24 protein-coding genes are annotated in these 23513 nt (G+C 75.7%); 21 read left to right on the top strand and 3 right to left on the bottom strand.

Features of this window, described 5'->3' with window-relative positions:
• Nucleotides 1-17: 17 nt before the first annotated feature.
• Entirely contained in the window at nt 18-554 is a 537-nt protein-coding gene (locus ACI784_RS18265) for a DinB family protein (RefSeq protein WP_456924635.1), read from the bottom strand.
• Nucleotides 555-658: 104 nt separating this feature from the next.
• Between ACI784_RS18265 and ACI784_RS18260 the strand changes: the two genes are divergently transcribed.
• From ACI784_RS18260 to ACI784_RS18210, 11 genes are all read left to right on the top strand, one after another.
• On the top strand, nt 659-1045 hold the full coding sequence (locus ACI784_RS18260; RefSeq protein WP_457014422.1) for a DUF488 domain-containing protein: 387 nt from the start codon (nt 659-661) through the stop codon (nt 1043-1045).
• Between the two features lie 10 nt (nt 1046-1055).
• Nucleotides 1056-1733: a helix-turn-helix transcriptional regulator gene (locus ACI784_RS18255; protein WP_457014421.1), complete on the top strand. Its 678-nt coding sequence runs from the start codon at nt 1056-1058 to the stop codon at nt 1731-1733.
• 74 nt (nt 1734-1807) lie between these two features.
• Nucleotides 1808-2230, top strand: coding sequence for a hypothetical protein (locus ACI784_RS18250; protein ID WP_456924638.1), 423 nt, complete (start codon nt 1808-1810; stop codon nt 2228-2230).
• Nucleotides 2227-2847, top strand: a complete 621-nt coding sequence (gene folE, locus ACI784_RS18245; protein WP_456924639.1) for a GTP cyclohydrolase I FolE — start codon at nt 2227-2229, stop codon at nt 2845-2847. Before ACI784_RS18250 ends, folE begins: the two co-directional genes overlap by 4 nt.
• Before the next feature lie 19 nt (nt 2848-2866).
• The gene (locus ACI784_RS18240) at nt 2867-4105 is read left to right on the top strand and encodes an NAD(P)/FAD-dependent oxidoreductase (RefSeq protein ID WP_456924640.1); all 1239 of its coding nucleotides are present in this window, start codon (nt 2867-2869) and stop codon (nt 4103-4105) included.
• Nucleotides 4106-4214: 109 nt separating this feature from the next.
• Nucleotides 4215-5555, top strand: coding sequence for a type I glutamate--ammonia ligase (glnA, locus tag ACI784_RS18235; protein ID WP_457014420.1), 1341 nt, complete (start codon nt 4215-4217; stop codon nt 5553-5555).
• A 25-nt stretch (nt 5556-5580) separates the two neighbouring features.
• On the top strand, nt 5581-6312 hold the full coding sequence (locus tag ACI784_RS18230) for a type 1 glutamine amidotransferase (protein ID WP_456924642.1): 732 nt from the start codon (nt 5581-5583) through the stop codon (nt 6310-6312).
• A 7-nt stretch (nt 6313-6319) separates the two neighbouring features.
• The gene (locus tag ACI784_RS18225; RefSeq protein WP_456924643.1) at nt 6320-9421 is read left to right on the top strand and encodes a bifunctional [glutamine synthetase] adenylyltransferase/[glutamine synthetase]-adenylyl-L-tyrosine phosphorylase; all 3102 of its coding nucleotides are present in this window, start codon (nt 6320-6322) and stop codon (nt 9419-9421) included.
• 117 nt (nt 9422-9538) lie between these two features.
• On the top strand, nt 9539-10348 hold the full coding sequence (locus ACI784_RS18220) for an MIP/aquaporin family protein (protein WP_456924644.1): 810 nt from the start codon (nt 9539-9541) through the stop codon (nt 10346-10348).
• 78 nt (nt 10349-10426) lie between these two features.
• Complete coding sequence (locus tag ACI784_RS18215; RefSeq protein WP_456924645.1) at nt 10427-10720, top strand: hypothetical protein; 294 nt, start codon at nt 10427-10429, stop codon at nt 10718-10720.
• Between the two features lie 60 nt (nt 10721-10780).
• Entirely contained in the window at nt 10781-11092 is a 312-nt protein-coding gene (locus tag ACI784_RS18210; RefSeq protein WP_456924646.1) for a CDGSH iron-sulfur domain-containing protein, read from the top strand.
• Nucleotides 11093-11116: 24 nt separating this feature from the next.
• On the opposite strand, the gene ACI784_RS18205 is transcribed toward ACI784_RS18210, so the two are convergent.
• Nucleotides 11117-12127: an iron-containing redox enzyme family protein gene (locus tag ACI784_RS18205; protein WP_456924647.1), complete on the bottom strand. Its 1011-nt coding sequence runs from the start codon at nt 12125-12127 to the stop codon at nt 11117-11119.
• A gap of 74 nt (nt 12128-12201) precedes the next feature.
• On the opposite strand from ACI784_RS18205, the gene ACI784_RS18200 reads away from it, so the two are divergent.
• The 9 genes from ACI784_RS18200 to ACI784_RS18160 all read left to right on the top strand — a co-directional run bounded on the left by ACI784_RS18200 (nt 12202) and on the right by ACI784_RS18160 (nt 21397).
• On the top strand, nt 12202-13062 hold the full coding sequence (locus tag ACI784_RS18200; RefSeq protein WP_457014419.1) for an SDR family oxidoreductase: 861 nt from the start codon (nt 12202-12204) through the stop codon (nt 13060-13062).
• Nucleotides 13063-13121: 59 nt separating this feature from the next.
• Entirely contained in the window at nt 13122-14849 is a 1728-nt protein-coding gene (locus ACI784_RS18195; protein ID WP_456924649.1) for a bifunctional metallophosphatase/5'-nucleotidase, read from the top strand.
• Between the two features lie 75 nt (nt 14850-14924).
• A complete protein-coding gene (locus ACI784_RS18190; protein ID WP_456924650.1) occupies nt 14925-15272 on the top strand; it encodes a cytoplasmic protein in 348 nt (115 codons plus the stop codon).
• Nucleotides 15273-15386: 114 nt separating this feature from the next.
• The gene (locus tag ACI784_RS18185) at nt 15387-16247 is read left to right on the top strand and encodes an FAD binding domain-containing protein (RefSeq protein WP_457014418.1); all 861 of its coding nucleotides are present in this window, start codon (nt 15387-15389) and stop codon (nt 16245-16247) included.
• Nucleotides 16247-16711 carry a (2Fe-2S)-binding protein gene (locus tag ACI784_RS18180; protein WP_457014417.1) on the top strand — a complete coding sequence of 155 codons (465 nt, stop codon included), beginning with the start codon at nt 16247-16249 and terminating at the stop codon, nt 16709-16711. The genes ACI784_RS18185 and ACI784_RS18180 overlap by 1 nt, the downstream gene beginning before the upstream one ends.
• Nucleotides 16708-18990 carry a xanthine dehydrogenase subunit D gene (pucD, locus tag ACI784_RS18175; RefSeq protein ID WP_457014416.1) on the top strand — a complete coding sequence of 761 codons (2283 nt, stop codon included), beginning with the start codon at nt 16708-16710 and terminating at the stop codon, nt 18988-18990. The genes ACI784_RS18180 and pucD overlap by 4 nt, the downstream gene beginning before the upstream one ends.
• A 3-nt stretch (nt 18991-18993) precedes the next feature.
• Nucleotides 18994-20028 carry a s-methyl-5-thioribose-1-phosphate isomerase gene (locus ACI784_RS18170; protein ID WP_457014415.1) on the top strand — a complete coding sequence of 345 codons (1035 nt, stop codon included), beginning with the start codon at nt 18994-18996 and terminating at the stop codon, nt 20026-20028.
• Nucleotides 20025-20663 (top strand): class II aldolase/adducin family protein, encoded by a 639-nt coding sequence (locus ACI784_RS18165; RefSeq protein WP_457014414.1) that lies wholly within the window; start codon nt 20025-20027, stop codon nt 20661-20663. The genes ACI784_RS18170 and ACI784_RS18165 overlap by 4 nt, the downstream gene beginning before the upstream one ends.
• 170 nt (nt 20664-20833) lie before the next feature.
• The gene (locus ACI784_RS18160) at nt 20834-21397 is read left to right on the top strand and encodes a DUF1353 domain-containing protein (RefSeq protein ID WP_457014413.1); all 564 of its coding nucleotides are present in this window, start codon (nt 20834-20836) and stop codon (nt 21395-21397) included.
• Nucleotides 21398-21423: 26 nt separating this feature from the next.
• Here ACI784_RS18160 and ACI784_RS18155 read toward each other — a convergent pair whose 3' ends face one another.
• Nucleotides 21424-22161, bottom strand: coding sequence for a ComF family protein (locus tag ACI784_RS18155; RefSeq protein ID WP_456924657.1), 738 nt, complete (start codon nt 22159-22161; stop codon nt 21424-21426).
• Between the two features lie 140 nt (nt 22162-22301).
• Here ACI784_RS18155 and ACI784_RS18150 point away from each other — a divergent pair, with 140 nt between their 5' ends.
• The gene (locus ACI784_RS18150) at nt 22302-23432 is read left to right on the top strand and encodes a 5-methyltetrahydropteroyltriglutamate--homocysteine S-methyltransferase (protein WP_457014412.1); all 1131 of its coding nucleotides are present in this window, start codon (nt 22302-22304) and stop codon (nt 23430-23432) included.
• The last annotated feature ends 81 nt before the right edge of the window (nt 23433-23513 follow it).

Genomic DNA, 23513 nt, shown 5'->3' with positions numbered 1-23513 from the left:
GGGCGTCGGCCCCCGGTTCAGCCGCCGGCCAGCAGGGCGGCCAGCTGGTCGGCGTGGTCGCGCTGGTGGGCCGGGAGGAACGCGAGGACCTCGGCGAGGGTGGTGCGGCCGTCGACCTCGTGCCGGCCGGTCCGGTGGAGGTCGGCCGGGTCGAGGCGCGCCACGCTGTCGAACAGGGCGGCCTGGGCCCGCCGCAGCTGCTCGGCGAGCTGCACCGGCGGAACGGTGTGGTACCCGGCCACGCGGGCGGGCTCGTCGGTCTCGAAGTCGGGCAGCAGCGGGTCGGTCTCCGTGCGCAGCCGGTAGATGCGCTCGGTGAAGACCAGGGCGCTGTCGCGCAGGTGGCCGGCCACCTCGCACGGCGTCCAGTGCAGCTCCGCGTCGTAGGCGGGGAAGTGGCCGAGCGCGACCAGGCGGGCGCGGTCCGCGGCCGAGAGGGATGCGTCCCACCGTCCCGAGGAGACCGCCCGCGCGACCAGCAGGTCGACACGCGCCTGCTGACGCGCCAGGGCCTCGGCTGCTCCGGACACGCGGCTCGGTACGACGGTCGTCATCCGCGCAGCGTGGCCGACACGCGGACGGCTGACCAGGGACCTTGTCCTCGGACGGAAGTGTGGTACTCGTCACTCCCGCTCCGGCCCTCGACCGAGGAGGCCCCGTGGGGATCCGGCTCGCCCGCGTCCACGACGCCGACGGCGCCCGTGGGAGCGGGCCGCGCTTCCTCGTCGAGCGGTTGTGGCCGCGCGGCGTCCGCCGGGACGACCTGCCGCTGGACGGCTGGGCGAAGGACGTCGCGCCGAGCACGGAGCTGCGCCGCTGGTTCGGGCACGACCCGCAGCGGTGGACGGAGTTCCGCCGGCGCTACCTGGCCGAGCTCGAGTCCTCGCCCGGAGCGGTGCAGCCGCTGCTCGACGCCGCCCGCGCCGGGGACGTGGCGCTGCTGTACAGCGCCCGCGACCGGGAGCACAACAGCGCCCTCGTGCTGCGCGAGCACCTGCTCGCCCGGCTGGCGGGAGACTCTTCCGCCAACGACTCTGAGTCCTAGAATCCCGGGTGTGGACGCCGACCGGAGCGCGCGGGTCGCCGCGGTGGCCGCCCTCGCCGAGCCCACCCGGCGCCGGCTCTACGACTACGTCGTCCGGCAGCCGGCCGCGGTGAGCCGGGACGACGCAGCCGGCGCGCTCGGGGTCCCGCGCCCGACGACCGCCTTCCACCTGGACCGCCTGGTGGCCGACGGGCTGCTCGAGGTCTCCTTCGAGCGGCGCACCGGCCGGTCCGGGCCCGGGGCGGGCCGCCCCGCGAAGCTGTACCGGCGGGCGGGGTGCGCGGTCGAGGTCTCCTTCCCCGAGCGCCGGTACGACCTGGCCGGTGAGCTGCTCGCCGGCGCGCTGGAGGAGGCCGACGCCTCCGGTGAGCCGCCGCGGGTCGTGCTCGGTCGGCGGGCCCGCGCCCGCGGCCGGGAGCTCGGCGACTCGGCGGGGAGTGCGGGCGGCGAGCCGCGCGCCCGCGTCGTCGAGGCCCTGGAGGACGCCGGCTTCGAGCCCCGGACCGAGGACGGCGCGACCACGCTGGCCAACTGCCCGTTCCACGCCCTGGCCCGCGAGCACACCGCGCTGGTGTGCGGCATGAACCTGCAGCTGCTGGAGGGGCTCCTGGAGGCGGTGCCCGGCACCGGCTGGGCAGCCCGGCTGGCGCCCAGCCCGGACCGCTGCTGCGTCCGCCTCGAGCCGTAGCCGGGAGGGATTGACAGGACTGTGACCCAGGTCTCTACTTCTAGCCATCGTTGGTTTTAGAAGGAGGGTCTGCCATGACGATCCACCTCACCCGGCCCCGCGCCACGGTCGCCGACCCGGCCCACCAGGCCTTCGTGCTGCTGCGCACGGTGTTCACGATCGCCCCGATCGCCTTCGGCCTGGACAAGTTCGCCAACCTGCTCACCGACTGGCCCGGCTACCTCGCCCCGTGGGTCGACGACCTGCTGCCCGGCACCGCGCAGCAGGCCATGTACGCGGTGGGCGTCGTCGAGGTGCTGGCCGGCGTCGTGGTGGCCGTTGCCCCCCGCTTCGGCGGCTGGCTGGTCGCCGCGTGGCTCGGCGGCATCATCGTCAACCTGCTGACGGTCCCCGGCTTCTACGACGTCGCCCTCCGGGACCTCGGGCTGCTCGTCGCCGCGGTCGCCCTCGCCCGGCTGGCCGCCCGCCACGACGCCCGCGCCGAGGCCCACGCGTGAGCGAGCTCGCGGCCGCGGCGGGCACCAGCCGGAGCGGCCACCTGCGGGCGGTCCGTCCCGGCACCGGGGTCGACGTGGCCGCCGCCGAGGAGGCGGTGACCGCCCTGCTCCGGGCCCTCGGCAAGGACCCTGGGTCCCCGCACCTGGCCGAGACGCCACGGCGGGTCGCCGAGTCCTTCGCCGAGCTGCTGACCGGCCGTCCCTTCGACCTCACGACCTTCGCCAACGAGGGCTACGACGAGCTGGTCATCGCCAAGGACATCCCGGTGCAGTCGCTGTGCGAGCACCACCTGCTCCCGTTCTCCGGGGTCGCGCACATCGGCTACCTGCCGGCCGGCCGGATCCTCGGGCTGTCGAAGCTCGCCCGCGTCCTCGAGCTGTTCGCCCGCGACCTCCAGGTGCAGGAGCGGCTGACCCAGCAGGTCGCCGACTGGCTGCAGGAGCACCTCGCCCCGCGCGGGGTCGGCGTGGTCATCGAGGCCGAGCACCTGTGCATGTCCCTGCGCGGCGTCCGCGCGCCCGGCGCCCGCACCGTCACCTCGGCGCTGCACGGCGTCCTCCGGTCCGACGCCCGCTCCCGCGCCGAGTTCTTCGCCCTGACCGGAACCACCGCCTGACCCGTCCCGGGAGGTCGCCATGCCCGCCTCGAACCCGTTCGTGATCGTCGGAGCCGGGCTGGCCGGCGCCAAGGCCGCCCAGACGCTGCGGGAGGAGGGCTTCGGCGGGCCGCTCGTGCTGCTCGGCGCCGAGCCGGAGCGGCCCTACGAGCGGCCCCCGCTGTCCAAGCAGTACCTGCTCGGCAGCGCCGAGCGGGAGAAGGCGTTCGTCCACGACGAGGACTGGTACGCCGCGCACGACGTCGAGCTGCGCACCGGCGTCGCGGCGACCGGGCTCGACGTCGCCGGCTCCCGCGTCCGGCTCGACACGGGAGAGGAGCTGCCCTACGCCCGGCTGCTGCTCACCACCGGGTCGGCCCCCCGCCGGCTGCCGGTGCCCGGCGCCGACCTCGACGGCGTCCGGTACCTGCGCACCCTGGCGGACTCCGACCGGCTGCGCGCCGACCTGACCGGCGGCGGGCGGCGGGTGCTCGTCGTCGGGGCCGGCTGGATCGGCATGGAGGTGGCCGCGGCGGCGCGGTCGCTCGGCAACGACGTCGTCGTCGTCGAGCCGCAGCCGACCCCGCTGTTCGGTTCCCTCGGCCGCCAGATGGGCGCCGTCTTCGCCCGGCTGCACCGCGACCACGGCGTGGACCTGTTCACCGACACGACCGTGCGCGAGTTCCGGGGGGACGGCGGCCGGGTCACCTCCGTCGTCACCGACCAGCACGCCGGGCTGCCGGCCGACCTCGTCGTGGTGGGCGTGGGCGTCGCGCCGCGGACGGAGCTCGCCGCCGCGGCCGGGCTCGAGGTGGACGACGGCGTGGTCACCGACGAGCGGCTGCGCACCTCGGCCCCCGGCGTGTTCGCCGCCGGCGACGTGGCGCGGTCGTTCGCCCCCTTCTACGGCCGGCACGTGCGCGTGGAGCACTGGGCCAACGCCCTGAACGGCGGGCCGGCGGCCGCCCGGTCGATGCTCGACCAGGAGGCGGCGTACGACCGGCTGCCCTACTTCTTCACCGACCAGTACGACCTCGGCATGGAGTACTCCGGGCTCGCCTCGCCCGAGGACACCGTGGTGTGCCGGGGCGCTCCCGAGGACGGCGCCTTCACCGCCTTCTGGACCGCCGGGGACCGGGTGACCGCCGCGATGACGGTGAACGTGTGGGACCTGACCGAGCCGGTGCAGGAGCTCATCCGGTCCCGGGTGGCGGTCGACCCGGCGCGCCTGGCCGACCCCGACGTGCCCCTGACCGAGGTCAGCGCCCCGGTGGGCTGAGCGCGACACGGGACGATTCCGGGCCCCGACCCGTGTGTCCGCCGTCCGCAGGGGGCAGGCTGGGGACGACGAAACGACCCGGAAACGACTGGACACGATCATGCCGAGCATGGACCGACAGCAGGAGTTCGTCCTGCGCACCCTGGAAGAGCGCGACATCCGCTTCGTGCGGCTGTGGTTCACCGACGTGTCGGGCTACCTCAAGGCGGTGGCCGTCGCGCCGGCCGAGATCGAGGCGGCCTTCGCCGAGGGCATCGGCTTCGACGGCTCGGCCATCGAGGGTTTCGCGCGCGTCTACGAGTCCGACATGCTGGCCAAGCCCGACCCGGGCACCTTCCAGGTGATGCCGGCGTCCTCGGGGCGGCCCAGCGACACCGCGCGGATGTTCTGCGACCTCACGCTGCCCGACGGCTCGCCGTCGTGGGCCGATCCCCGGCACGTGCTGCGCCGGACCCTGTCCAAGGCCGCCGACATGGGCTTCACCTTCTACACCCACCCCGAGGTGGAGTTCTTCCTGCTCCAGGACCTCCCCACCGACGGCAGCGCGCCGCAGCCGGCCGACAACGGCGGCTACTTCGACCTGTCCACGCACAACGTCGCGCACGACTTCCGGCGCGAGGCGGTGTTCGCGCTGGAGGCGATGGGGATCTCGGTGGAGTTCAGCCACCACGAGGTCGCCCCGGGCCAGCAGGAGATCGACCTGCGCTACGCCGACGCGCTGTCGATGGCCGACAACATCATGACGCTGCGGCACGTCGTCCGTGAGGTGGCGCTGGCCCAGGGCGTGCACGCCACGTTCATGCCCAAGCCGTTCACCGACCTGGCCGGCTCGGCGATGCACACCCACCTGTCGCTGTTCGAGGGCGACCGCAACGCCTTCCACGACCCGGCCGACCCGATGAAGCTGTCGACCACCGGCAAGCAGTTCATCGCCGGTCTGCTCCTGCATGCGAAGGAGTACACGGCCGTCACCAACCAGACGGTCAACTCCTACCGGCGGCTGCTGGCCGGCACCGAGGCGCCGACGGCGGCGACGTGGGGCCGGGCCAACCGCTCGGCGCTGGTGCGGCTGCCCTCGTACAAGCCGAGCAAGGCGCAGTCGGCGCGGGTCGAGGTGCGCTCCCCGGACTCCGCGTGCAACCCCTACCTCACCTTCGCCGTCCTGCTGGCCGCCGGGCTGCGCGGCATCGAGAAGGGCTACGAGCTGCCGCCGGAGGCCGAGGACGACGTCTGGTCGCTCACCGACACCGAGCGGCGCGCGGCCGGCTACGAGGACCTCCCGGTCTCCCTCGGTGAGGCGCTCACCGCGATGCAGGGCAGCGAGCTGGTCGCCGAGACCCTGGGCGAGCACGTCTTCCAGTTCTTCCTGCGCAACAAGTGGGAGGAGTTCAACGCCTACCGGCGCAACGTCACCCCGTGGGAGCTGCGCAGCTACCTGCCCGGCCTGTAGGGGTCCGTCGCCTACCCTCGGCGGCGTGGCCCGCCTGCTCGTCGTCGTCCCCCACGAGACCGACCCACCCGCCCGCCTCGCCGGGTGGTTGCGCGAGGCCGGGCTCGAGCTCGACGAGCGCCACCTCGGCACCGGCGACGAGCTGCCCGAGACGCTCCACGCGTTCGACGGGCTCCTGGTGATGGGCGGTCCGCAGTCGGCCATGGACGACGAGCAGACCAGCCCGGAGCTGGTCGGGGTCCGCCGGCTCCTGGCCGAGGCCCGGCGGGCCGACGTCCCCACGCTGGCGATCTGCCTCGGCGCGCAGCTGCTGGCCGAGGTCGGCGGCGGGCGGGTGCGGAAGGCCGTCGACGGCCCGGAGGTCGGCGCCCTGCTGGTCGCCAAGCGCGACGCGGCGGACGCCGACCCGCTGTTCCGGCTGCTGCCGCTGAGCCCCGACGTCATCCAGTTCCACCACGACGAGATCGCCGAGCTGCCGGTCGGCGCCACGCTGCTGGCGAGCAGCCCGATGTACCCGCACCAGGCCTTCCGCGTCGGCCGGCACGTCTACGGCCTCCAGTTCCACATCGAGACGACCCCGGAGATCGTCGCGGAGTGGGCCGGGCGCGACGTGGTCGGCGTGGCCGCCAGCGGGCTGGACCGGGAGACGATCTGCGCCCGCGCCGCCGCGGTGCACCCGGACCTGGAGGAGGTGTGGGCGCCGTTCGCCGCCCGCTTCGCCGACCTGGTGCGCGAGCGCGCCCGCGCCGCGGCCTGAGTCCGCCGTGACGACGAGCGACGCGACGGAGGTGCCCCGCCGGGCCGTGGTCCGGCTGGTGCGGTTCGGTTTCCTCGACGGGGAGCGGGCCGCCCGCCTGCTGTCCGAGCCGGCCATGGGGCTGTGGGACCTCGAGCGCAACGAGCCCGCCGATCCCGAGGCCGGCCCCGTGGTCTCGGCCCTGGCGCGCACCGGCGACCCCGACCTCGCCGTCCGGTCGCTGCGCCGGCTGATCGAGTCGCTGGACCGCGAGGACCCCGCCGGCGGCTCGGCCGCCGCCCTGCTGGCCCGCCTGCGCGGCTCGGCGCCGCTGCGGGCGCGCCTGCTCGCGGTGCTCGGCGCCAGCTCCGGTCTCGCCGACCACCTCGCCGCGCACCCCGGTGACTGGACGGTGCTGGACGCCGACGGTCGCGGCCCCTCCCGGCCCACGCCGCAGGCGCTGGAGCGCCAGATGCTGGTCGCCGTCGGCGCCGACCCCGACGACCCGCCGTGGGGCGTGCGCCTGGGCAAGGCCGCGCCGGACGCGAGCCCGCAGCGCATCGGCGAGCTGCGGCTGGCCTACCGGCGGGCGATCCTCTCCCTGGCCGGGCGGGACCTCGCCGAGAGCCTCACCGCCGACGAGGTCGCCGCCGAGCTGGCCGACATCGCCGCCGCCGTCCTCACCGCCGGGCTGGCGCTGGCCGTCGCCGAGCAGCCGGCCGACGCCGCGGCCTGCCGGCTGGCGGTCATCGCGCTGGGCAAGACCGGCGGCCGCGAACTCAACTACGTCAGCGACGTCGACGTGGTCTTCGTCGGCGAGCCGGTCGACCCCACCGAGACCGAGACCGCGGCGATCCGGAGCGCCACCCGGGTGGCCGCCGCCCTCATGCGGATCTGCCGGGAGGCCGCCTGGGAGGTCGACGCGGCGCTGCGCCCGGAGGGCAAGGCCGGCGCCCTGGTGCGCACCCTCGCCGGGCACGCCGCCTACTACGGGCAGTGGGCGAGCACCTGGGAGTTCCAGGCGCTGCTGAAGATGCGCCCGGTCGCCGGCGACCCCGACCTCGGCCGCTCCTACGTCGAGGAGCTGTGGCCGCTGGTGTGGAAGGCCGGCGACCGGCCCGGCTTCGTCGCCGAGGTGCAGGCCATGCGCCGCCGGGTGCTGGAGAACATCCCGCCGGCGCAGGTCGAGCGGGAGCTCAAGCTGGGCCGCGGCGGGCTGCGCGACGTCGAGTTCGCCGTCCAGCTGCTCCAGCTGGTGCACGGGCGGGTCGACCCCTCGCTGCGGGTCGGCGGCACGGTGCCGGCGCTGATGGCGCTGTCGGCCGGCGGCTACGTCGGCCGGGACGACGCGTCCACCCTGATCGCCTCCTACCGGTTCCTGCGCACCGTCGAGCACCGGCTGCAGCTGCTGCGGCTGCGGCGCACCCACCTGCTGCCGGCCGACGAGCAGCAGCTGCGCTGGCTGGCCCGGTCCCTCGGCTACAAGCCCGACCACCGCGGGGAGGCCGTCGACGTCCTGGACGCCGAGCTGGCCCTGCACACCCGCGAGGTGCGCCGGCTGCACGAGAAGCTCTTCTACCGGCCGCTGCTCTCGGCCGTGGCGCGGGTCCCCGGCGACGCCGGGCAGCTGGGGTCGAAGGCGGCCGGCGACTGGCTGCGCGCCCTCGGCTTCGCCGACCCGGACGGCGCCCTGCGGCACATGGGCGCGCTCACCGGCGGGGTGTCCCGGTCGGCGTCGATGCAGAAGTACCTGCTGCCGGTGGTGCTGCAGACCCTGGCCGACAGCGCCGACCCCGACGCCGGGCTGCTGGCCTACCGCCGGGTCAGCGAGGCCCTCGGCGGTAACCAGTGGTACCTGCGGCTGCTGCGCGACGAGGGCCAGGTCGCCGAGCGGCTGGCCCAGCTGCTGGGCTCCAGCCAGTACGTCGCCTCCCTGCTGACCCGCACCCCCGAGGCGCTGCGCATCCTCGCCGACGACGCCGAGCTGCAGCCGCGCAGCGCCGAGACCCTGGTCCGGGCGTGGCGGCAGGCCTCCGCGCGCGCGGCCGACCCGCAGGACGGCGTCCGGGTGCTGCGGGGGCTGCGCCGCTCGGAGCTGCTCCGGGTCGCCGCCGCGGACCTGCTGGGGATGCTCGACGTGCAGCAGGTCGGGCGGGCGCTCACCGACATCGCCGTGGCCACCCTGCAGGTGGGCCTCGACGCCGCGATCCGCGTGCACGCCGCCGAGGCCGGCACCGACCCGGCCGACGTCCCCACCGACGTGGCGGTCATCGGCATGGGCCGGCTCGGCGGCGGCGAGATGGGCTACGGCTCCGACGCCGACGTCCTGTTCGTGCACCGGCCCCGGGCAGGCGCGGAGGAGGCGAAGGCGACGGCCGCGGCCAACGCGATCGCGCACACGCTGCGCCGGCTGCTCGGCGAGCCGGCGCCCGACCCCGCCTTCGAGGTCGACGCCGACCTGCGGCCGGAGGGCCGGCAGGGCGCGCTGGTGCGCAGCCTGGACTCCTACCGCGAGTACTACGAGCGGTGGATGTCGGTCTGGGAGGTGCAGGCGCTGCTGCGCGCCGTCCCGGTCGCCGGCGACGAGGCCCTCGGGACGGCGTTCGTGGAGCTCATCGACCCGATCCGCTACCCCGCCGGCGGGCTGACCGTCGAGCAGGTCGCCGAGATCCGCCGGATCAAGGCGCGGGTGGAGCGCGAGCGGCTGCCTCGCGGCGCCGACCCGGCCACGCACACCAAGCTCGGCCGGGGCGGGCTGGCCGACGTGGAGTGGACCGTCCAGCTGCTGCAGCTGCAGCACGCCGCCGAGGTGCCCGAGCTGCGGCTGCCGTCCACGGTCGGCGCCCTGACCGTGCTGCGGGAGGCCGGCCTGCTGCGCGCCGACGACGCCGACGCGCTGCGGGTGGCGTGGGAGCTGGCCAGCCGCGCGCGCAACGCGGTGTTCCTGGTCCGCGGCCGGCCCAGCGACCAGCTGCCGCGGCCGGGGACGGAGCTGGCCGGCGTCGCCCGCGCCAGCGGCCATGGCCCCGACGTCGACCCCGGCCGGTTCCTCGACGACTACGGCCGCGCCACCCGGCGCGCCCGGGCGGTCGTCGACTCCGTCTTCTACGGGCAGCCGGCCGGGGGCTGAGCGGGACCGAGGTCCCTGGTCGCCGACTGCAGACCGGAGCAGCCTGACCGCAGTCCGCACCGCGGTCGTGGGGGAATCGGCACGGGGGCGCGGATGCGGCCGCGCGGAGGTGATCCGTTGCCCGCCACCCTCGTCCGCTCCCTGTTCGCGGAGTTCCTCGGTACCGCCCTGCTGGTGTTCATCGCCGTCGGCTCGGCGGTTGCCGGCATCGAGCAGCTGGGGCCCCCGGGCGTCGCGCTGACCTTCGGCCTGGTGCTGCTCGCCCTCGCCTACGCCATCGGGCCCGTCTCCGGCTGCCACATCAACCCGGCGGTCACCCTCGGTGTGCTGCTCTCCCGGGGGATGACGCTGCCGGAGGCGGCTGCCTACTGGGTCGTCCAGTTCGCCGGGGGCATCGCGGGGGCGGCGCTGCTGCAGTTGATGGTCAGCCCGTTCGGCGGCGTCACCGACCAGACCGGCGTGCTCGGCAGCAACGACTGGGGGCCGACCATCACCAGGGGTGGTGCGTTCCTGCTCGAGATGCTGCTCACCGCGGCGTTCGTCTTCGTCATCCTGCTGGTGACGGGGAAGGCGGGTGCGCCCGGCTTCGCCGGCCTCGCGATCGGCCTGGCCCTCACCGCGGTGCACCTGTTCGGCATCCCGCTGACCGGCACGTCGGTGAACCCGGCGCGGTCACTGGGGCCGGCGCTGTTCGCCGGCGGCGAGCCGTTGGCACACGTGTGGCTGTTCGTCCTCGCCCCGCTGGTGGGAGCGGTGCTGGCAGTGCTCGTGGCCCGGGTGCTCACCGTCCCGCTGGCGGCGGAGGCCGAGCCGGAGACCGGGGCGCTGGTGGACCGGACGGGAGTGGAGCTGCCGCCGGGGGCTGCGCCCACGCCGCGCGAGCCGTCCGGCGCGCAGCAGGCGGAGCGCCGGGTCCGGGACACCTGACGGATCTGGAGTGCTTGCCTCCCGGGGACGGTCGGGCGGACCATCGGTGCAGACCGCAGTGTCCGGGAGGAGAGCGGCATGTCGGATCCCGTCCACCGTTCGACAGAGCGCACGCGCGGCTACGTCGAGATGTCCCCGGCGGAGAAGCTGATGTGCGAGTGGGAGGCCCGCCACGACGTGGCCGCCCGGGGCGGCCGGGTGGACCCCACGGCGGCACTCCTGCACCACCTCAGCCACACCCGCCGCGAGGAGCTGGAGCACCACCACGAGCACCCCGAGCGCCGGGCCCGCCAGCGCAAGGCGAGCGAGGAGTTCGCCGCCGAGCACCCGTTCACGGCCTCCTGGGTCCGGTGGGGCGAGGACCGGCGCTGACCACTGCCCCGGGAGGGTGACCCGGGTGTGACGCCCGGCCGGGTGGGGCAGGGGGGCAGGGTGCCGCAACCCCTGCCCGCCCCAGCCGATCCGGACCTGCCCGACGACGACGTCCCGGGCCGCGCCGACGGCGCCACCATCACCCCGTACCGGGACGGCCCGCTGATCGTGCGTGGCGACTTCCGGTTGCTCGACCAGGACGGCGCGGAGATCGACCCCGGCCGGGGCACGGTGGCGCTGTGCCGCTGCGGCCGGTCCGGCATCAAGCCGTTCTGCGACGGCACGCACAAGCTGACCGGCTTCACCGCACCGAGCGCGCCGGCCCGGCCCCGGCCGGCTGCCCGCATCGTGCGGGAGGGCCGGCCGGGGTAGCGCCCGGGGCTCCAGGTGCGGGGGTCAGGCGGCCAGGACCCCCTGCCCGCGCAGCCCTGAGCGTCCGGCCTCCCAGGCGCCGAGCAGGTGCCGCGCGGTCAGCCCGTCGACGGCCAGCGAGCAGGCGGCGCCGAAGAGGACGTCGCCAGCCAGGTGCGGCTCCTCGGCCACCAGGGAGCCGCACATGTCCACCGAGGCGATCTGCTCGTGGACGGCGTCGGCCTCCACGTGCTCGTCGTAGAACACCCGGGTCGTCTCGTCGAACCCGAGCCGGCGCAGGCCGGCCGAGTAGCGGCGGGAGGGCTCCGAGGAGGTCATCTCCACGGCGGTGAGGTGGCCGAGCGCGGCACCGCGCCACCGGCGGTGCAGCCCGAACAGCGACATGGTGTTCACCGAGGCGAAGGCGCAGGCGGGCGCGTCGTCCCACAGGGCGCCGTACGTGGCGTCGAGGTCGAGGTCGCGCATCAGGCCGGCGAACAGCTCGCTGTGCATGCGCGCCGGCGCGCCGCCGCCGTACTCGTCGGCCTGGATCTCCACCATGGCCGCCTTCGCCCGGCCGCTGAGCCGGGGGACGGCGAAGGTGTGCGGGTCGCCCTCCTTCAGGTGGTAGACCGACCGCAGGGTCAGGTACTCCCGCCACTGGTCGAGGGAGCCGGAGCGGGCCAGGTACGACGACAGCGACGGGCCGTCGTCGGCGGCGATCAGCTCGGTGAGCTGCCGGTCGATCGGCTCACCGGTGGCCTGCGGGTCGCCGACGAGCTCACGCAGCGCTGCGGTGTGCCGGCGCTCCAGGTGCGCGCGCAGGGTGAGCAGCGCCGGGTCCCACTCCCAGGCCTCGTCGACGCCGTCGAAGCCGCGGTAGTGCAGCTCGTAGCAGACGGCGAGGGCCAGCTGGAGGTCCTCGTCGGCGAGGGGGTCGGCCGCGGTGGCCGCGGTGCGGGCGGCGAGCTCGACGGTGGCGTCGGAGAGGGCTCCGGCGCGCAGGTCGGCGAACAGACCGGCGGTCAGCGGGCCCCGGGGCTCGGGCAGGTGCATGGGTCGAGCATGCCCACGGCCTGCCGGTTCGATGCGCCCGGGCGTGTGATGTCGCTCGGGGGTAGGACATCGGCATGAGCGCCTCCCTCGCCGACCGCGTCGTCCTCGTCACCGGCGGCAGCGCCGGCATCGGCCGCAGCACCGTGGCCCGGCTGGCCGCCGGCGGGGCACGGGTGGTCACCTGCGCCCGGGGCGGGGACCGGCTGGCCGAGGCCCTCGGCTCGCTGCCCCCCGGGGTCACCGGCGTCGTGGCCGACGTCGCCGACGCCGGTGACCGTGCCCGGCTGGTCGAGCGCGTCCTCGACCAGCACGGCCGCCTCGACGCCGTCGTCCTCAACGCCGGCCTGGGCTGGGCCGGGCTGGTCGAGGACATGCCGAGGGAGGTGGTGGAGGGCATGGTCGCGCTCAACTTCACCGGCGTGGTGGAGCTGACCCGGCTGGCGCTGCCGCACCTGTTCGCGGCGGCGGCTCAGCACGGGCGGGCCGACGTGGTGACCGTGGCGTCGGCGGCGGCGTGGTCCCAGGTGCCGCCGCTGACCGTCTACTCGGCGACCAAGGCCGGCGTGCACGGGTTCGTCAAGGGGCTGCGCCGGGAGGTCACCGCCCGCGGCGTGAGCGTGCACACCGTCAACCCCGGGCCGGTCGCCACCGAGTGGCTGGCCCGCGGGCACGGCGCCCCGCCGGCCTCGGACGCCGACGCCCCCGGCCGGCTCTCACGTGGCATCCGCAGCGAGCGGGTGGCCGAGCAGATCGGCCGGTGCCTGACCGCGCCGTGGTCGCGCACCGTCGCGGTGCCGCGGTGGATGGGGCTGGCCCGGCTCGGGGAGGTGCCGCCGGTGGACCGCGCGCTGGACCTGCTGCTGTCCCGGCAGGCCGACCGGATCCGCCGGATCGCCGCCCGGTCGGTCGAGCGGCGGACCGGTCCCCGCGTTTGACGGGTCGGAGCACAGACCCCACGGTGGGGTGTCCGGTCGGTTCCACCGGGAGGGTCCGCATGCACCCCACCGCCCCGCGCCGCGCCACGGTCCTCGCGGCCACGACGTCCACCCTGGCCGCGCTGACCTGCGCCGGCCTGGCCGCCCCGGCGGCGGCCACCCCGGGCCCGCCGCCGGTCGAGGTGCAGCTGCTGGCCCTCAACGACTTCCACGGCAACCTCGAGCCGCCGTCGGGGTCCAGCGGCCGCATCCAGGTCGGCGTGAACGCCGACGGCACGGCGCAGACCGTGGACGCCGGCGGGTCGGCGTACCTCGCCACCCAGCTGGCCCAGCTGGCCGCCGCGCAGCAGGCGGACGACACGGTCACCGTCGCCGCGGGCGACCTGATCGGCGCCTCGCCGCTGCTGTCGGCCGCCTTCCACGACGAGCCCTCGATCGAGGCGATGGGCCTGGCCGGCCTGGACTACGCCAGCGTCGGCAACCACGAGTTCGACGAGGGCCCGGCCGAGCTGCTGCGCATCCAGGACGGCGGCTGCCACCCGGTCGACGGCTGTGCCGACGGCACCCCCTACGAGGGCGCGGACTTCCAGTACCTGTCGGCCAACGCCTTCGTCACCGAGACCGGTGAGCCGCTGCTGCCGCCCTACGCCGTCCACCGGGTGCAGGGCGTGGACATCGGCTTCATCGGCATGACCCTGGAGGGCACCGGCGCCATCGTCAGCCGCGAGGGCACCGCCGGCCTGGAGTTCCGCGACGAGGCGGAGACGGCCAACCGGTACGCCGCCGAGCTGCAGGAGCTGGGCGTCGAGGCGATCGTCGTGCTGCTGCACGAGGGCGGGGTGCAGACCGGCGAGAACGCCTGGGACGTCAACGGCTGCGCCGGCCTCACCGGCCCGGTGGTGGACATCGCCGCCGGCATGGACGACGCGATCGACGTCGTCGTCAGCGGCCACACCCACCAGGCCTACAACTGCGAGCTCTCCGGGAAGCTGGTCACCAGCGGCAGCTCCTTCGGGCGGCTGGTCACCGACATCGACCTGGCGATCGACCGGCGCAGCGGGGACGTCGTCACCGCGGCTGCCGAGAACGTCGTCGTCACGCGCGACGTGGCCGCCGACCCCGCGCAGACCGAGCTGATCGCCCGCTACCGGGCGGCCCTCGGGCCGATCGCGAACGAGGTGGTCGGGACGGCGGCGGTGGACCTCACCCGGGCGCAGGAACCGGTCCTGGACGGCGCGGAGTCCACCCTCGGCAACGTCATCGCCGACGCCCAGCTCGCGGCCACCGACGACGAGGCCGGGGCGGTCGCGGCGTTCATGAACCCGGGCGGGGTGCGTGCCGACCTGCTGGCCGGCGAGGTCACCTACGAGGAGGCGTTCACGGTGCAGCCGTTCGCCAACAACCTCGTGACCCTCGACCTCACCGGGGCGCAGCTGAACTGCCTGCTCGAGCAGCAGTTCGCGGTGGAGAAGGTGCTGTACCCGTCGGCGACCGTGCGCTACCGGGTCGCCGCGGCCGGCGTGCCCGCCCCGGTGGGCGGGGACCCGTGCACCGGCACCCGCGTGCCCGACGAGTCGGTGCAGATCGGCGGCCAGCCGGTGCTCGCCGGGAACACCTACCGGGTCACGGTCAACAACTTCCTCGCCGGCGGTGGCGACGGCTTCACCGTCCTGACCGGGGCCACCAACCCGGTCACCGGGCCCATCGACCTCGACGCGTTCACCGCGTACCTGGGGGCGGGCTCGCCGGTCGCGGCACCGGCGCTGGACCGCATCGGCGCCGGCTGAGGCGGTGGCCCGCCGGCCCCTCGCGGGCCGCCGGCGGCCCTGTGCGGGCCGTCCGGGGAGGGCTACGGTCCCGGCATGGGCGAGGACCCGACGGTCACCGACCCGGGGGCGTACCGGGTGGTGTTCGAGAACGAGCGCGTGCGCGTGCTCGAGTACACCGACGAGCCGGGGTACCGCACCCGACCCCACCACCACCCGGACAGCGTCATGATCACGCTCAGTTCGTTCAGCCGGCGGCTCTACGGCAGCGGCCGCGAGGTGGACGTCGAGCTGCACGCCGGCCAGGCCCGGTGGGTGTCGGCGCAGGAGCACGCCGGGGAGAACACCGGCAGCACCCCCAGCCACTCGATCTTCGTGGAGCTCAAGGAGCCGCGGCCGGCCGCCCCCGAGGTGTCGGCGTCGCTGGGGCCGAGCAGTCCCTGACCGCGGCGCCGGAACACACCCGGCCGGTACCCCTTGTCACGACCGGTCGCGCGCTGTCTCCTGCTCGTCACGTCCCTCGTGCAGCGCCGCGCGCGGGACGGCGAGGAGGGCGCCGTGGACTTCCTGCAGCCGACGTCGTGGGCCGACGCGCTCGCCGCCCGCGCCGAGCACCCGGGGGCCCTGCCCCTCGCCGGGGGCACCGACGTCATGGTGGAGCTCAACTTCGACCGCCGCCGTCCCGCGGCGCTGCTCGACCTCACCCGCGTGCCCGAGCTGCGGGAGTGGACGACCGACGGCGAGGTGGTGCGGCTCGGCGCCGGCGTCCCCTACGCGCGGGTGATCCGCGAGTTGGGAGCGCAGCTGCCGGGGCTGGCGATCGCGGCCCGCACCGTCGGATCGCCGCAGATCCGGGCGCGGGGCACCGTCGGCGGCAACCTCGGCTCGGCGTCCCCGGCCGGCGACGCGCACCCGCCGCTGCTGGCCGCCGGCGCCGTCGTCGAGGTGGCGTCCGCCGCCCGCGGCGTGCGGCGTGTGCCGGTCGCGGAGTTCTTCACCGGCGTCAAGCGCAACGCCCTCGCCCCCGACGAGCTGATCGCCGCCGTCCGGGTGCCGGCCGCCGCCGGGCCGCAGCAGTTCTGCAAGGTCGGCACGCGCAACGCCATGGTCATCGCGGTCGCGGCCTTCGCCGTCGCGCTGCACCCCGACCGGCAGGCCGTCGGCACCGGCATCGGCTCGGCGGCGCCCACCCCGCGGCGGGCGCCGGAGGCCGAGGCGTTCCTGGCCGGGGAGCTGGACTGGGCGTCGCGCCGGCCGCTCCCGGAGGCGGTGGCCGCGGAGTTCGCGCGCCGGGTGGCCGCCGCGGCCTCGCCGATCGACGACGTCCGGGGGAGCGCGGCCTACCGGCGGCACTCCCTCGCGGTGATGGCGCGCCGCGCCGCCACCTGGGCCTGGGACGACCTGAGGAGGGCGGCCTGATGCGCGTGGCCACGACCGTCAACGGCGTCCCGCACGAGGTGGACGACGTCTGGCCGGGGGAGAGCCTGCTCTACGTGCTGCGCGAGCGGCTGGGCCTGCCCGGCGCCAAGAACGCCTGCGAGCAGGGCGAGTGCGGGTCGTGCACCGTCCTGCTCGACGGCGAGCCGGTGTGCGCCTGCCTGGTCGCGGCCGGCCAGGCGGCCGGCCGGCAGGTGGGAACCGTCGAGGGCCTGTCCGACGGCGACCGGCTGCACCCGGTGCAGGAGGCGTTCGTCGAGGCCGGCGCGGTGCAGTGCGGCTTCTGCACACCCGGACTGGTCGTCGCGGCAGCCGACCTGCTGGTCCGGGTGCCCCGCCCCACCGACCCGGAGATCCGCGAGGCGCTGGCCGGCAACCTGTGCCGCTGCACCGGCTACGAGAAGATCCTCGACGCCGTCCGGCTGGCCGCGGAGCGCCGGGCATGACCACCACCGAGGCCGGCGTCCGGACGACCGGGCGGGTCGGCGACAGCGCGCAGCGTCCGGACGGCACGCTCAAGGTCACCGGCGAGTTCGCCTACGCCAGCGACCTCTGGCACGACGACATGGTCTGGGGCGTCACGCTGCGCAGCCCGCACCCGCACGCCAGCATCCGCGGCATCGACGTCTCCGAGGCGCTCGCCGTCGCGGGGGTCACCGCCGTCCTCACCGCCGACGACGTGCCGGGGGAGAACGCGTTCGGCCTCGAGCACGCCGACCAGCCGGTGCTCGCCGCCGACGTCGTCCGCTACGAGGGGGAGCCGGTGGCGCTGGTCGCCGCCGACCACCCGGAGACCGCCCGCCGGGCGGCCCGCCGCATCCGGGTCGACTACGAGGTGCTGCCCGCGCTGACCGACCCCCGCCGCGCGCTGGACGACGACGCGCCGCAGGTGCACCCCGGCGGCAACCTGGTCCGCCACCTGCGGCTGCGCCGCGGCGAGGCCCGGCCGACGGCCCCGGTCGTGGTCGCCCTGGACTTCGAGGTGGGCATGCAGGACCAGGCGTTCCTGGGGCCGGAGTCGGGGCTCGCCGTCCCGGCCGAGGACGGCGGCGTCGACCTGTACGTCGCCACGCAGTGGCTGCACGTCGACCAGCGGCAGGTGTGCCTCGCGCTGGGCCTGCCGCCCGAGAAGGTGCGGCTCACCCTCGCCGGCGTCGGGGGCGCCTTCGGCGGCCGCGAGGACCTCTCGGTGCACGTGCACGCCTGCCTGCTGGCGCTGCGGACCGGCCGCCCGGTGAAGATGAGCTACGGCCGGGAGGAGTCCTTCTTCGGCCACGTGCACCGGCACCCGGCGACGATGACCTACGAGTTCGGCGCCGAGCGCGACGGCACCCTCCGCTACGCGCGGGCCCGCGTGCTGCTCGACGGCGGCGCCTACGCGTCGTCGACCGCGGCGGTCGTCGGCAACGCCGGGCTGCTCGGCCTCGGGCCCTACCGGATCCCGTCGGTGGCCGTCGACGCCTACGGGGTCTTCACCCACAACCCGCCCTGCGGCGCGATGCGGGGCTTCGGCTGCGTGCAGACCGCCTTCGCCTACGAGGCGCTGATGGACGAGCTCGCCGCCGCGGTGGGCGTCGACCCGGTGGAGATCCGGCGGCGCAACGGCCTGCGCGAGGGCGACCGCACCGTCACCGGCCAGGTGGTCGACTCCGCCGCACCCGTGGCCGAGCTGGTGACGCGGGTGGCCGCGATGCCGCTGCCGCCGCCCGCGGACGCCTCCGACGTCCGCTCCTGCCCGGGGGCGGTCTGCAACACCACGCACGGCGAGGGCGTCCGGCGCGGCGTCGGCTACGCGGTGACCTACAAGAACATCGGGTTCTCCGAGGGCTTCGACGACTTCTCCACCGCCCGGGTGCGGCTGGCGGTGGCCGGCGGGGAGGCCACGGTCAGCGTGCACACGGCCGCGGCCGAGGTCGGCCAGGGCCTGGTCACCGTGCAGCAGCAGATCGCCCGCACCGAGCTCGGCGTCGAGCGGGTCGTCGTCGTCCCCGCCGACACCGCGGTCGGCTCGGCCGGGTCGACGTCGGCGTCCCGGCAGACCTACGTCACCGGCGGCGCGGTCAAGGCCGCCTGCGAGGCGGTGCGGACGGCGGTGCTGCAGCGGGCCGCCGTCGCGCTGGACCGGCCGGTCGCCGGCCTCCGGCTGGACGGCGAGAAGGTCGTCGGCCCCTCCGGCGAGGTGCTGGCCGGGCTCGCCGACCTGCTGGGGGACGACGCGGTCGAGGAGACCGTCGAGTGGCGGCACCGGCCCACCCACGCCGTCGACCCGGAGACCGGTCAGGGCGACGCGCACGTGCAGTTCGCCTTCTCCGCGCACCGGGCGGTGGTGGACGTCGACGTCGAGCTCGGCCTGGTGAAGGTGGTCGCCCTCGACACCGCCCAGGACGTCGGGAAGGCGGTCAACCCGGACGCGGTCGTGGGCCAGATCCACGGCGGGTCGGCGCAGGGGATGGGCCTGGCGCTGATGGAGGAGGTGGTCGTGGCCGACGGGCACGTGCGCAACCCCTCGTTCACCGACTACCTGCTGCCCACCGTCCTCGACGTGCCGCCGATGCGGGTGGAGGTGCTGGAGAACCCCGACCCGCACGCGCCCTACGGCGTCCGGGGGGTGGGGGAGCCGCCGACCATCTCGTCGGGCCCGGCGGTGGCCGCCGCGGTGCGGGCCGCCTGCGGGCGGCCGCTGCGCCGGGTGCCGATCCGGCCGGAGCACGTCACGGGTACCTGAGCCGTGACCGCCACCGTGGACGTCCCCGTCCCCACGCTCGTCGGGCAGAGCGTGCTGGTCGAGCCCGACGCCGTCCGGATCCTCGACCGCCGGGTGTTCCCCTTCGAGCGCCGCTGGGTGACCTGCCGCGACCACGAGGAGGTCGCCACGGCCATCGAGCAGATGGTCACCCAGAGCCTCGGCCCGCTGTTCGCGGCCGCTGGTGGCATGGTCCTGGCGGCACGCGAGGCCGACCGTCTGCCGACGGCGCGGGCACGGCGGGACCTGGTGACCGCCGCCGGCCGCCGGCTGGTCGCCACCCGGCCCACGAACAACGCGATCCGGGACGTCGTGGCGGAGCTGCTCGCGGTCGCCACGGTCACCGCCGACGCGGGGGAGCGCGTCGGGCCGGCCGTCGAGGCGGCCGCCCGGGACCTCGCGGAGCGCACCCGTGCCGCGCACCGGCGTCTCGGCGAGCACGCCGCGGCGCTGGTCCCGGACGGCGCCACGGTGCTGACCCACTGCTGGGCCGAGACCTACCTGACCGAGACGGTGGCCGCCGTCCTGCGCTCGGGCCGGCGGATCGACGCCGTCTGCACCGAGACCCGGCCCTACCTGCAGGGTGCGCGGCTGACGGCCGAGAGCCTCGCCGAGATGGGCGTGGCCACGCGGCTGATCACCGACGGCGCGGCCGCCCACCTGATGAGCCGCGGCGAGGTCACGCTGTTCGTGACCGGGGCCGACCGGGTCACGATGGACGGCAGCGTCGTGAACAAGATCGGCACGCTGCAGATCGCTGTCTCGGCGCACGCGTTCGGGGTGCCGTTCGTGGCGCTGGTGCAGGCCCCGGACCGGCAGGCGCCGGACGCGGCCGCCGTCGAGCTCGAGGACCGGGACGGCCGGGAGGTCCTGCACTGCCTCGGGCACCGCACCGCGTCCGAGCGCGTCACCGGCGTCTACCCGGCCTTCGACGTCACCCCGGCCCGCTTCGTGAGCGTCGTGGTCACCGACCGCGGCCGGTTCGCGCCCTGGGACCTCGCGTCCCACCACCGGGCATGAGGGCCGCGACCACGCGGACCGAGGCGGTCGGCCAGCTGATCGAGGTCGGCCGGCTGGCCGTCGAGCGCGGGCTGGTCCTCGCCAGCGGCGGCAACCTCTCCGCGCGGTTGCCCGGGGAGACCGAGTTCGTGGTGACCGCGGCGGGGACCTGGCTGGACCGGCTCACGCCGGAGGGCTTCAGCGTGGTGACCCTCGGCGGCGCGGTGGTGGGCGGCGCCGCGCGGCCCTCCAGCGAGTGGAAGCTGCACCAGCGCACCTACCGCGCGCGGCCGGACGTCAACGCCGTCGTCCACCTGCACCCGCAGCACGCCGTCCTGGTCGACGCGCTCGGCCACCCGATCCGGCTGATCACCCTCGACCACGTGACCTACGTGCGGTCGGTGGGCCGGGTGCCCTACGCCCCGAACGGCTCCGACGCGCTGGCCGACGGCGCCGCCGAGCAGGCCCGCCGGCACGACTGCGTCGTGCTGGCCCACCACGGCTGCTCGGCGCTGGGGCCCGACGTCGGCATGGCCTTCCGCCGGGCGCTCAACCTGGAGGAGGCGGCCACGGCGACCTACCGCGCCCTGCTGCTGGGCGACACCTCCTGCGCCTTCCCGGCCGCCGCGCCCGGGGACCTCCACTCCCCGCCCTGACCGCCCGGCCGGGCCGGGTCACCCGCGCAGGGCTTCGGGGGAGACCGCGGCCGCGGTGTGTGCACTGGTCGTCGCGAGAGGCCCGCCGACGCCACGGGGAGTGCACAGACCGGCCGCGGGTCCCCGTGCGCCGGGGGCGGCGTCCGGCCCGCCCTGGGACGATCTCCGGCGTGCCGTTCGAGTCCGCCGACCTCGTCGTCCGCCGAGTGGACGCGGAGACCTGGGCGGTGGTCGAGCCGCTGGTCTACCGCGGCAAGCGCGACCGCTTCGTCGTCCCTGCCGGGTTCCGCACCGACTTCGCCACCGTGCCGCGGCTGGTGACCTGGCTGGTGCCGCGGTTCGGGGCCTTCACCCTGGCGGCGGTGCTGCACGACTGGCTGTGCACCGAGGGCATCACCTCCGGCGTCGTCACCTCCCGGGAGGCCGACGGGCTGTTCCGGCGGGTCCTGCGGGAGAGCGGGGTGCCGGTGCTGCGCCGCTGGCTCATGTGGACCGGCGTCCGGTGGGGCGCGCTGGCCGACCCCGTGCGGCGTCCCGGGTGGCCGGCCAGCGCCGGCGGCGTCCTCGCCATCTCGGTGCTCACCGCGCCGCTCGTCGTCCCGCCGGCGGTCGTGATCGTGCCCGGCCTGCTGGTCTACGCAGCCGCCGAGTGGGTGGTCGGCCGGTTCGTGCCGGCCGGCACCGAGCCGCTGGTGGTCCCGACGCGCACCCCGGTGCCGCCGGACGGGCGCTGACGGGGCGCGGCCCCGTCCCGGGCCGCTCAGCCGCCCTTGCGGCGGGCGAACACCAGGCCCGCCACCTCGGCCGCGCCGGCGGCCAGCAGCACCCGGGCCATCTCGCGGAGGGAGTAGCCCTCGGAGTACACGTCGTCGACGACGAGGACCCGTGCGCCGGCCACGCGCTCCGGTTCCGGCACCGACAGCGCGCTGCGCAGCTCACCCTCCGCGATCTGCCGGCGGGCCTCCACGCCGATCCCGAGGAAGCGTCCGGTGGGGCCGGACTTCGCGATCAGGCAGGGGGCGAACGGCCACTCGGGGCCGGTCCGGTCGGCGGCCTCGACGACCAGCCGCAGGTAGTCCCACAGCCGGACGGCCCGCGGCCCCACGTAGATCGCACCGGTCGTGATGACGTCGAAACGGGACATCTCCTCGCGGCGGTCCTCCAGGAACCCGACGAGGATGCGACCCAGCACCTCCGCCCAGCTGCGGTCCTCGCCGTACTTGTAGGCGTACACGGCGTTCCACATCGCCTCCGGTTGCTCGGACACGGTGTAGATGCGGGAGAAGGAGCGGTCGTCGAGCCCGCACACGGTGTTCGGGCAGCGGCCGCCGTCCACTGGCTGCCCGCAGACCGCGCACCCGTCGGGTCCGGGGGCGGCGGGCTCCCCGCGGCAGCAGGTGAAGCAGATGACCGGCGTCCCCGACGCGCGGTAGGCGCACGTCTCGCAGGCGTCGAAGCCGGCCGGGGACGGCTGCAGCGTCGCGAGGTCGATCGGCATCCAGGACCTGCTTTCGGGGACCGCTGCGGAGCGCGGACAGGAGCCGCGACCCTAGGGCAGGGACGGTCCCGCGGTCGACGGGCACGGACACCGTGCCGCAGGGGGCTGCGCCCCCGACGGGACTCGACCAAGCTCACGCCATGACCGACTCCTCCGGGCCGCCGTTCCGCGCCGACCACGTCGGCAGCCTCCTCCGACCGCCGGACCTGCTCGACGCCCGCGCCCGCTTCGCCGCCGGCGAGATCGACGCCGCCGAACTGCGCGGCATCGAGGACCGGGCGATCGCCGACGTCGTCCGCCTGCAGCGGGACGTCGGGCTGCACACCGCCACCGACGGGGAGTTCCGCCGCGCCACCTGGCACATGGACTTCATCTACGCGATCAACGGGATCACCAAGGTGGAGGGGGAGGGGCGGCCGGTCCACTTCCACAACGCCGCCGGGGACATCGACTGGGTGCCGGCCGGGCTGCACGTCGACGGGCCGCTGTCGATCGACGAGCCGATCTTCGGCGCCGACTTCGCCTACCTGCAGTCGGTGGTCGGCGAGGGGCAGACGGCGAAGCTGACGATCCCGTCGCCGTCGATGGTCCACTACCGCGGGGGTGCGGCGGCCATCGACCCGGCGGTCTACGCCGACGAGGACGCGTTCTGGGACGCGCTGTCGGCGGCCTACCGCCAGCAGGTGCAGGGCATCGCCGCGCAGGGGTGCACCTACCTGCAGCTGGACGACACCAGCCTGGCCTACCTCAACGACCCCGCCCAGCGGGCCGAGCTGGCCGAGCAGGGCCGCGACGCCGAGCACCAGCACGAGCGCTACATCCGGCAGATCAACGCCGCCCTGGCCGGCCGCCCCGAGGGCCTGGCCGTGACCACGCACCTGTGCCGGGGCAACTTCCGCTCCTCGTGGGTCGCCGAGGGCGGGTACGACTTCGTCGCCGAGGCGCTGTTCGGCGGACTCGACGTCGACGGCTTCTTCCTGGAGTACGACGACGCCCGCTCCGGCGGGTTCGAGCCGCTGCGGTTCGTGCCGCCCGGCAAGCGGGTGGTGCTCGGGCTGGTGACCAGCAAGCGCCCCAAGCTGGAGGACAAGGACCAGCTCAAGCGGCGGATCGAGCAGGCGTCGGAGTTCGTGCCGCTGGAGCAGTTGGCGATCTCGCCGCAGTGCGGGTTCTCCTCGACCGTCGAGGGCAACGCGCTGACCCGCGACGAGCAGATCGCCAAGCTCGCCCTGGTCGTGGAGACCGCCCAGGAGGTCTGGGGCTACGCCTGATCCTCGGGCCACCCTCACCCCGCCGTCGCCGTCCTCACCGCGCGAGGCGAGGACGGCGACGACGCGGTGAGGACGGCGGTC

It is taken from the genome of Geodermatophilus sp. SYSU D01186, from assembly GCF_054050215.1.
The sequence above is the reverse complement of the archived record's forward strand: the minus strand, read 5'-3'. Positions and strand labels throughout refer to the sequence as shown.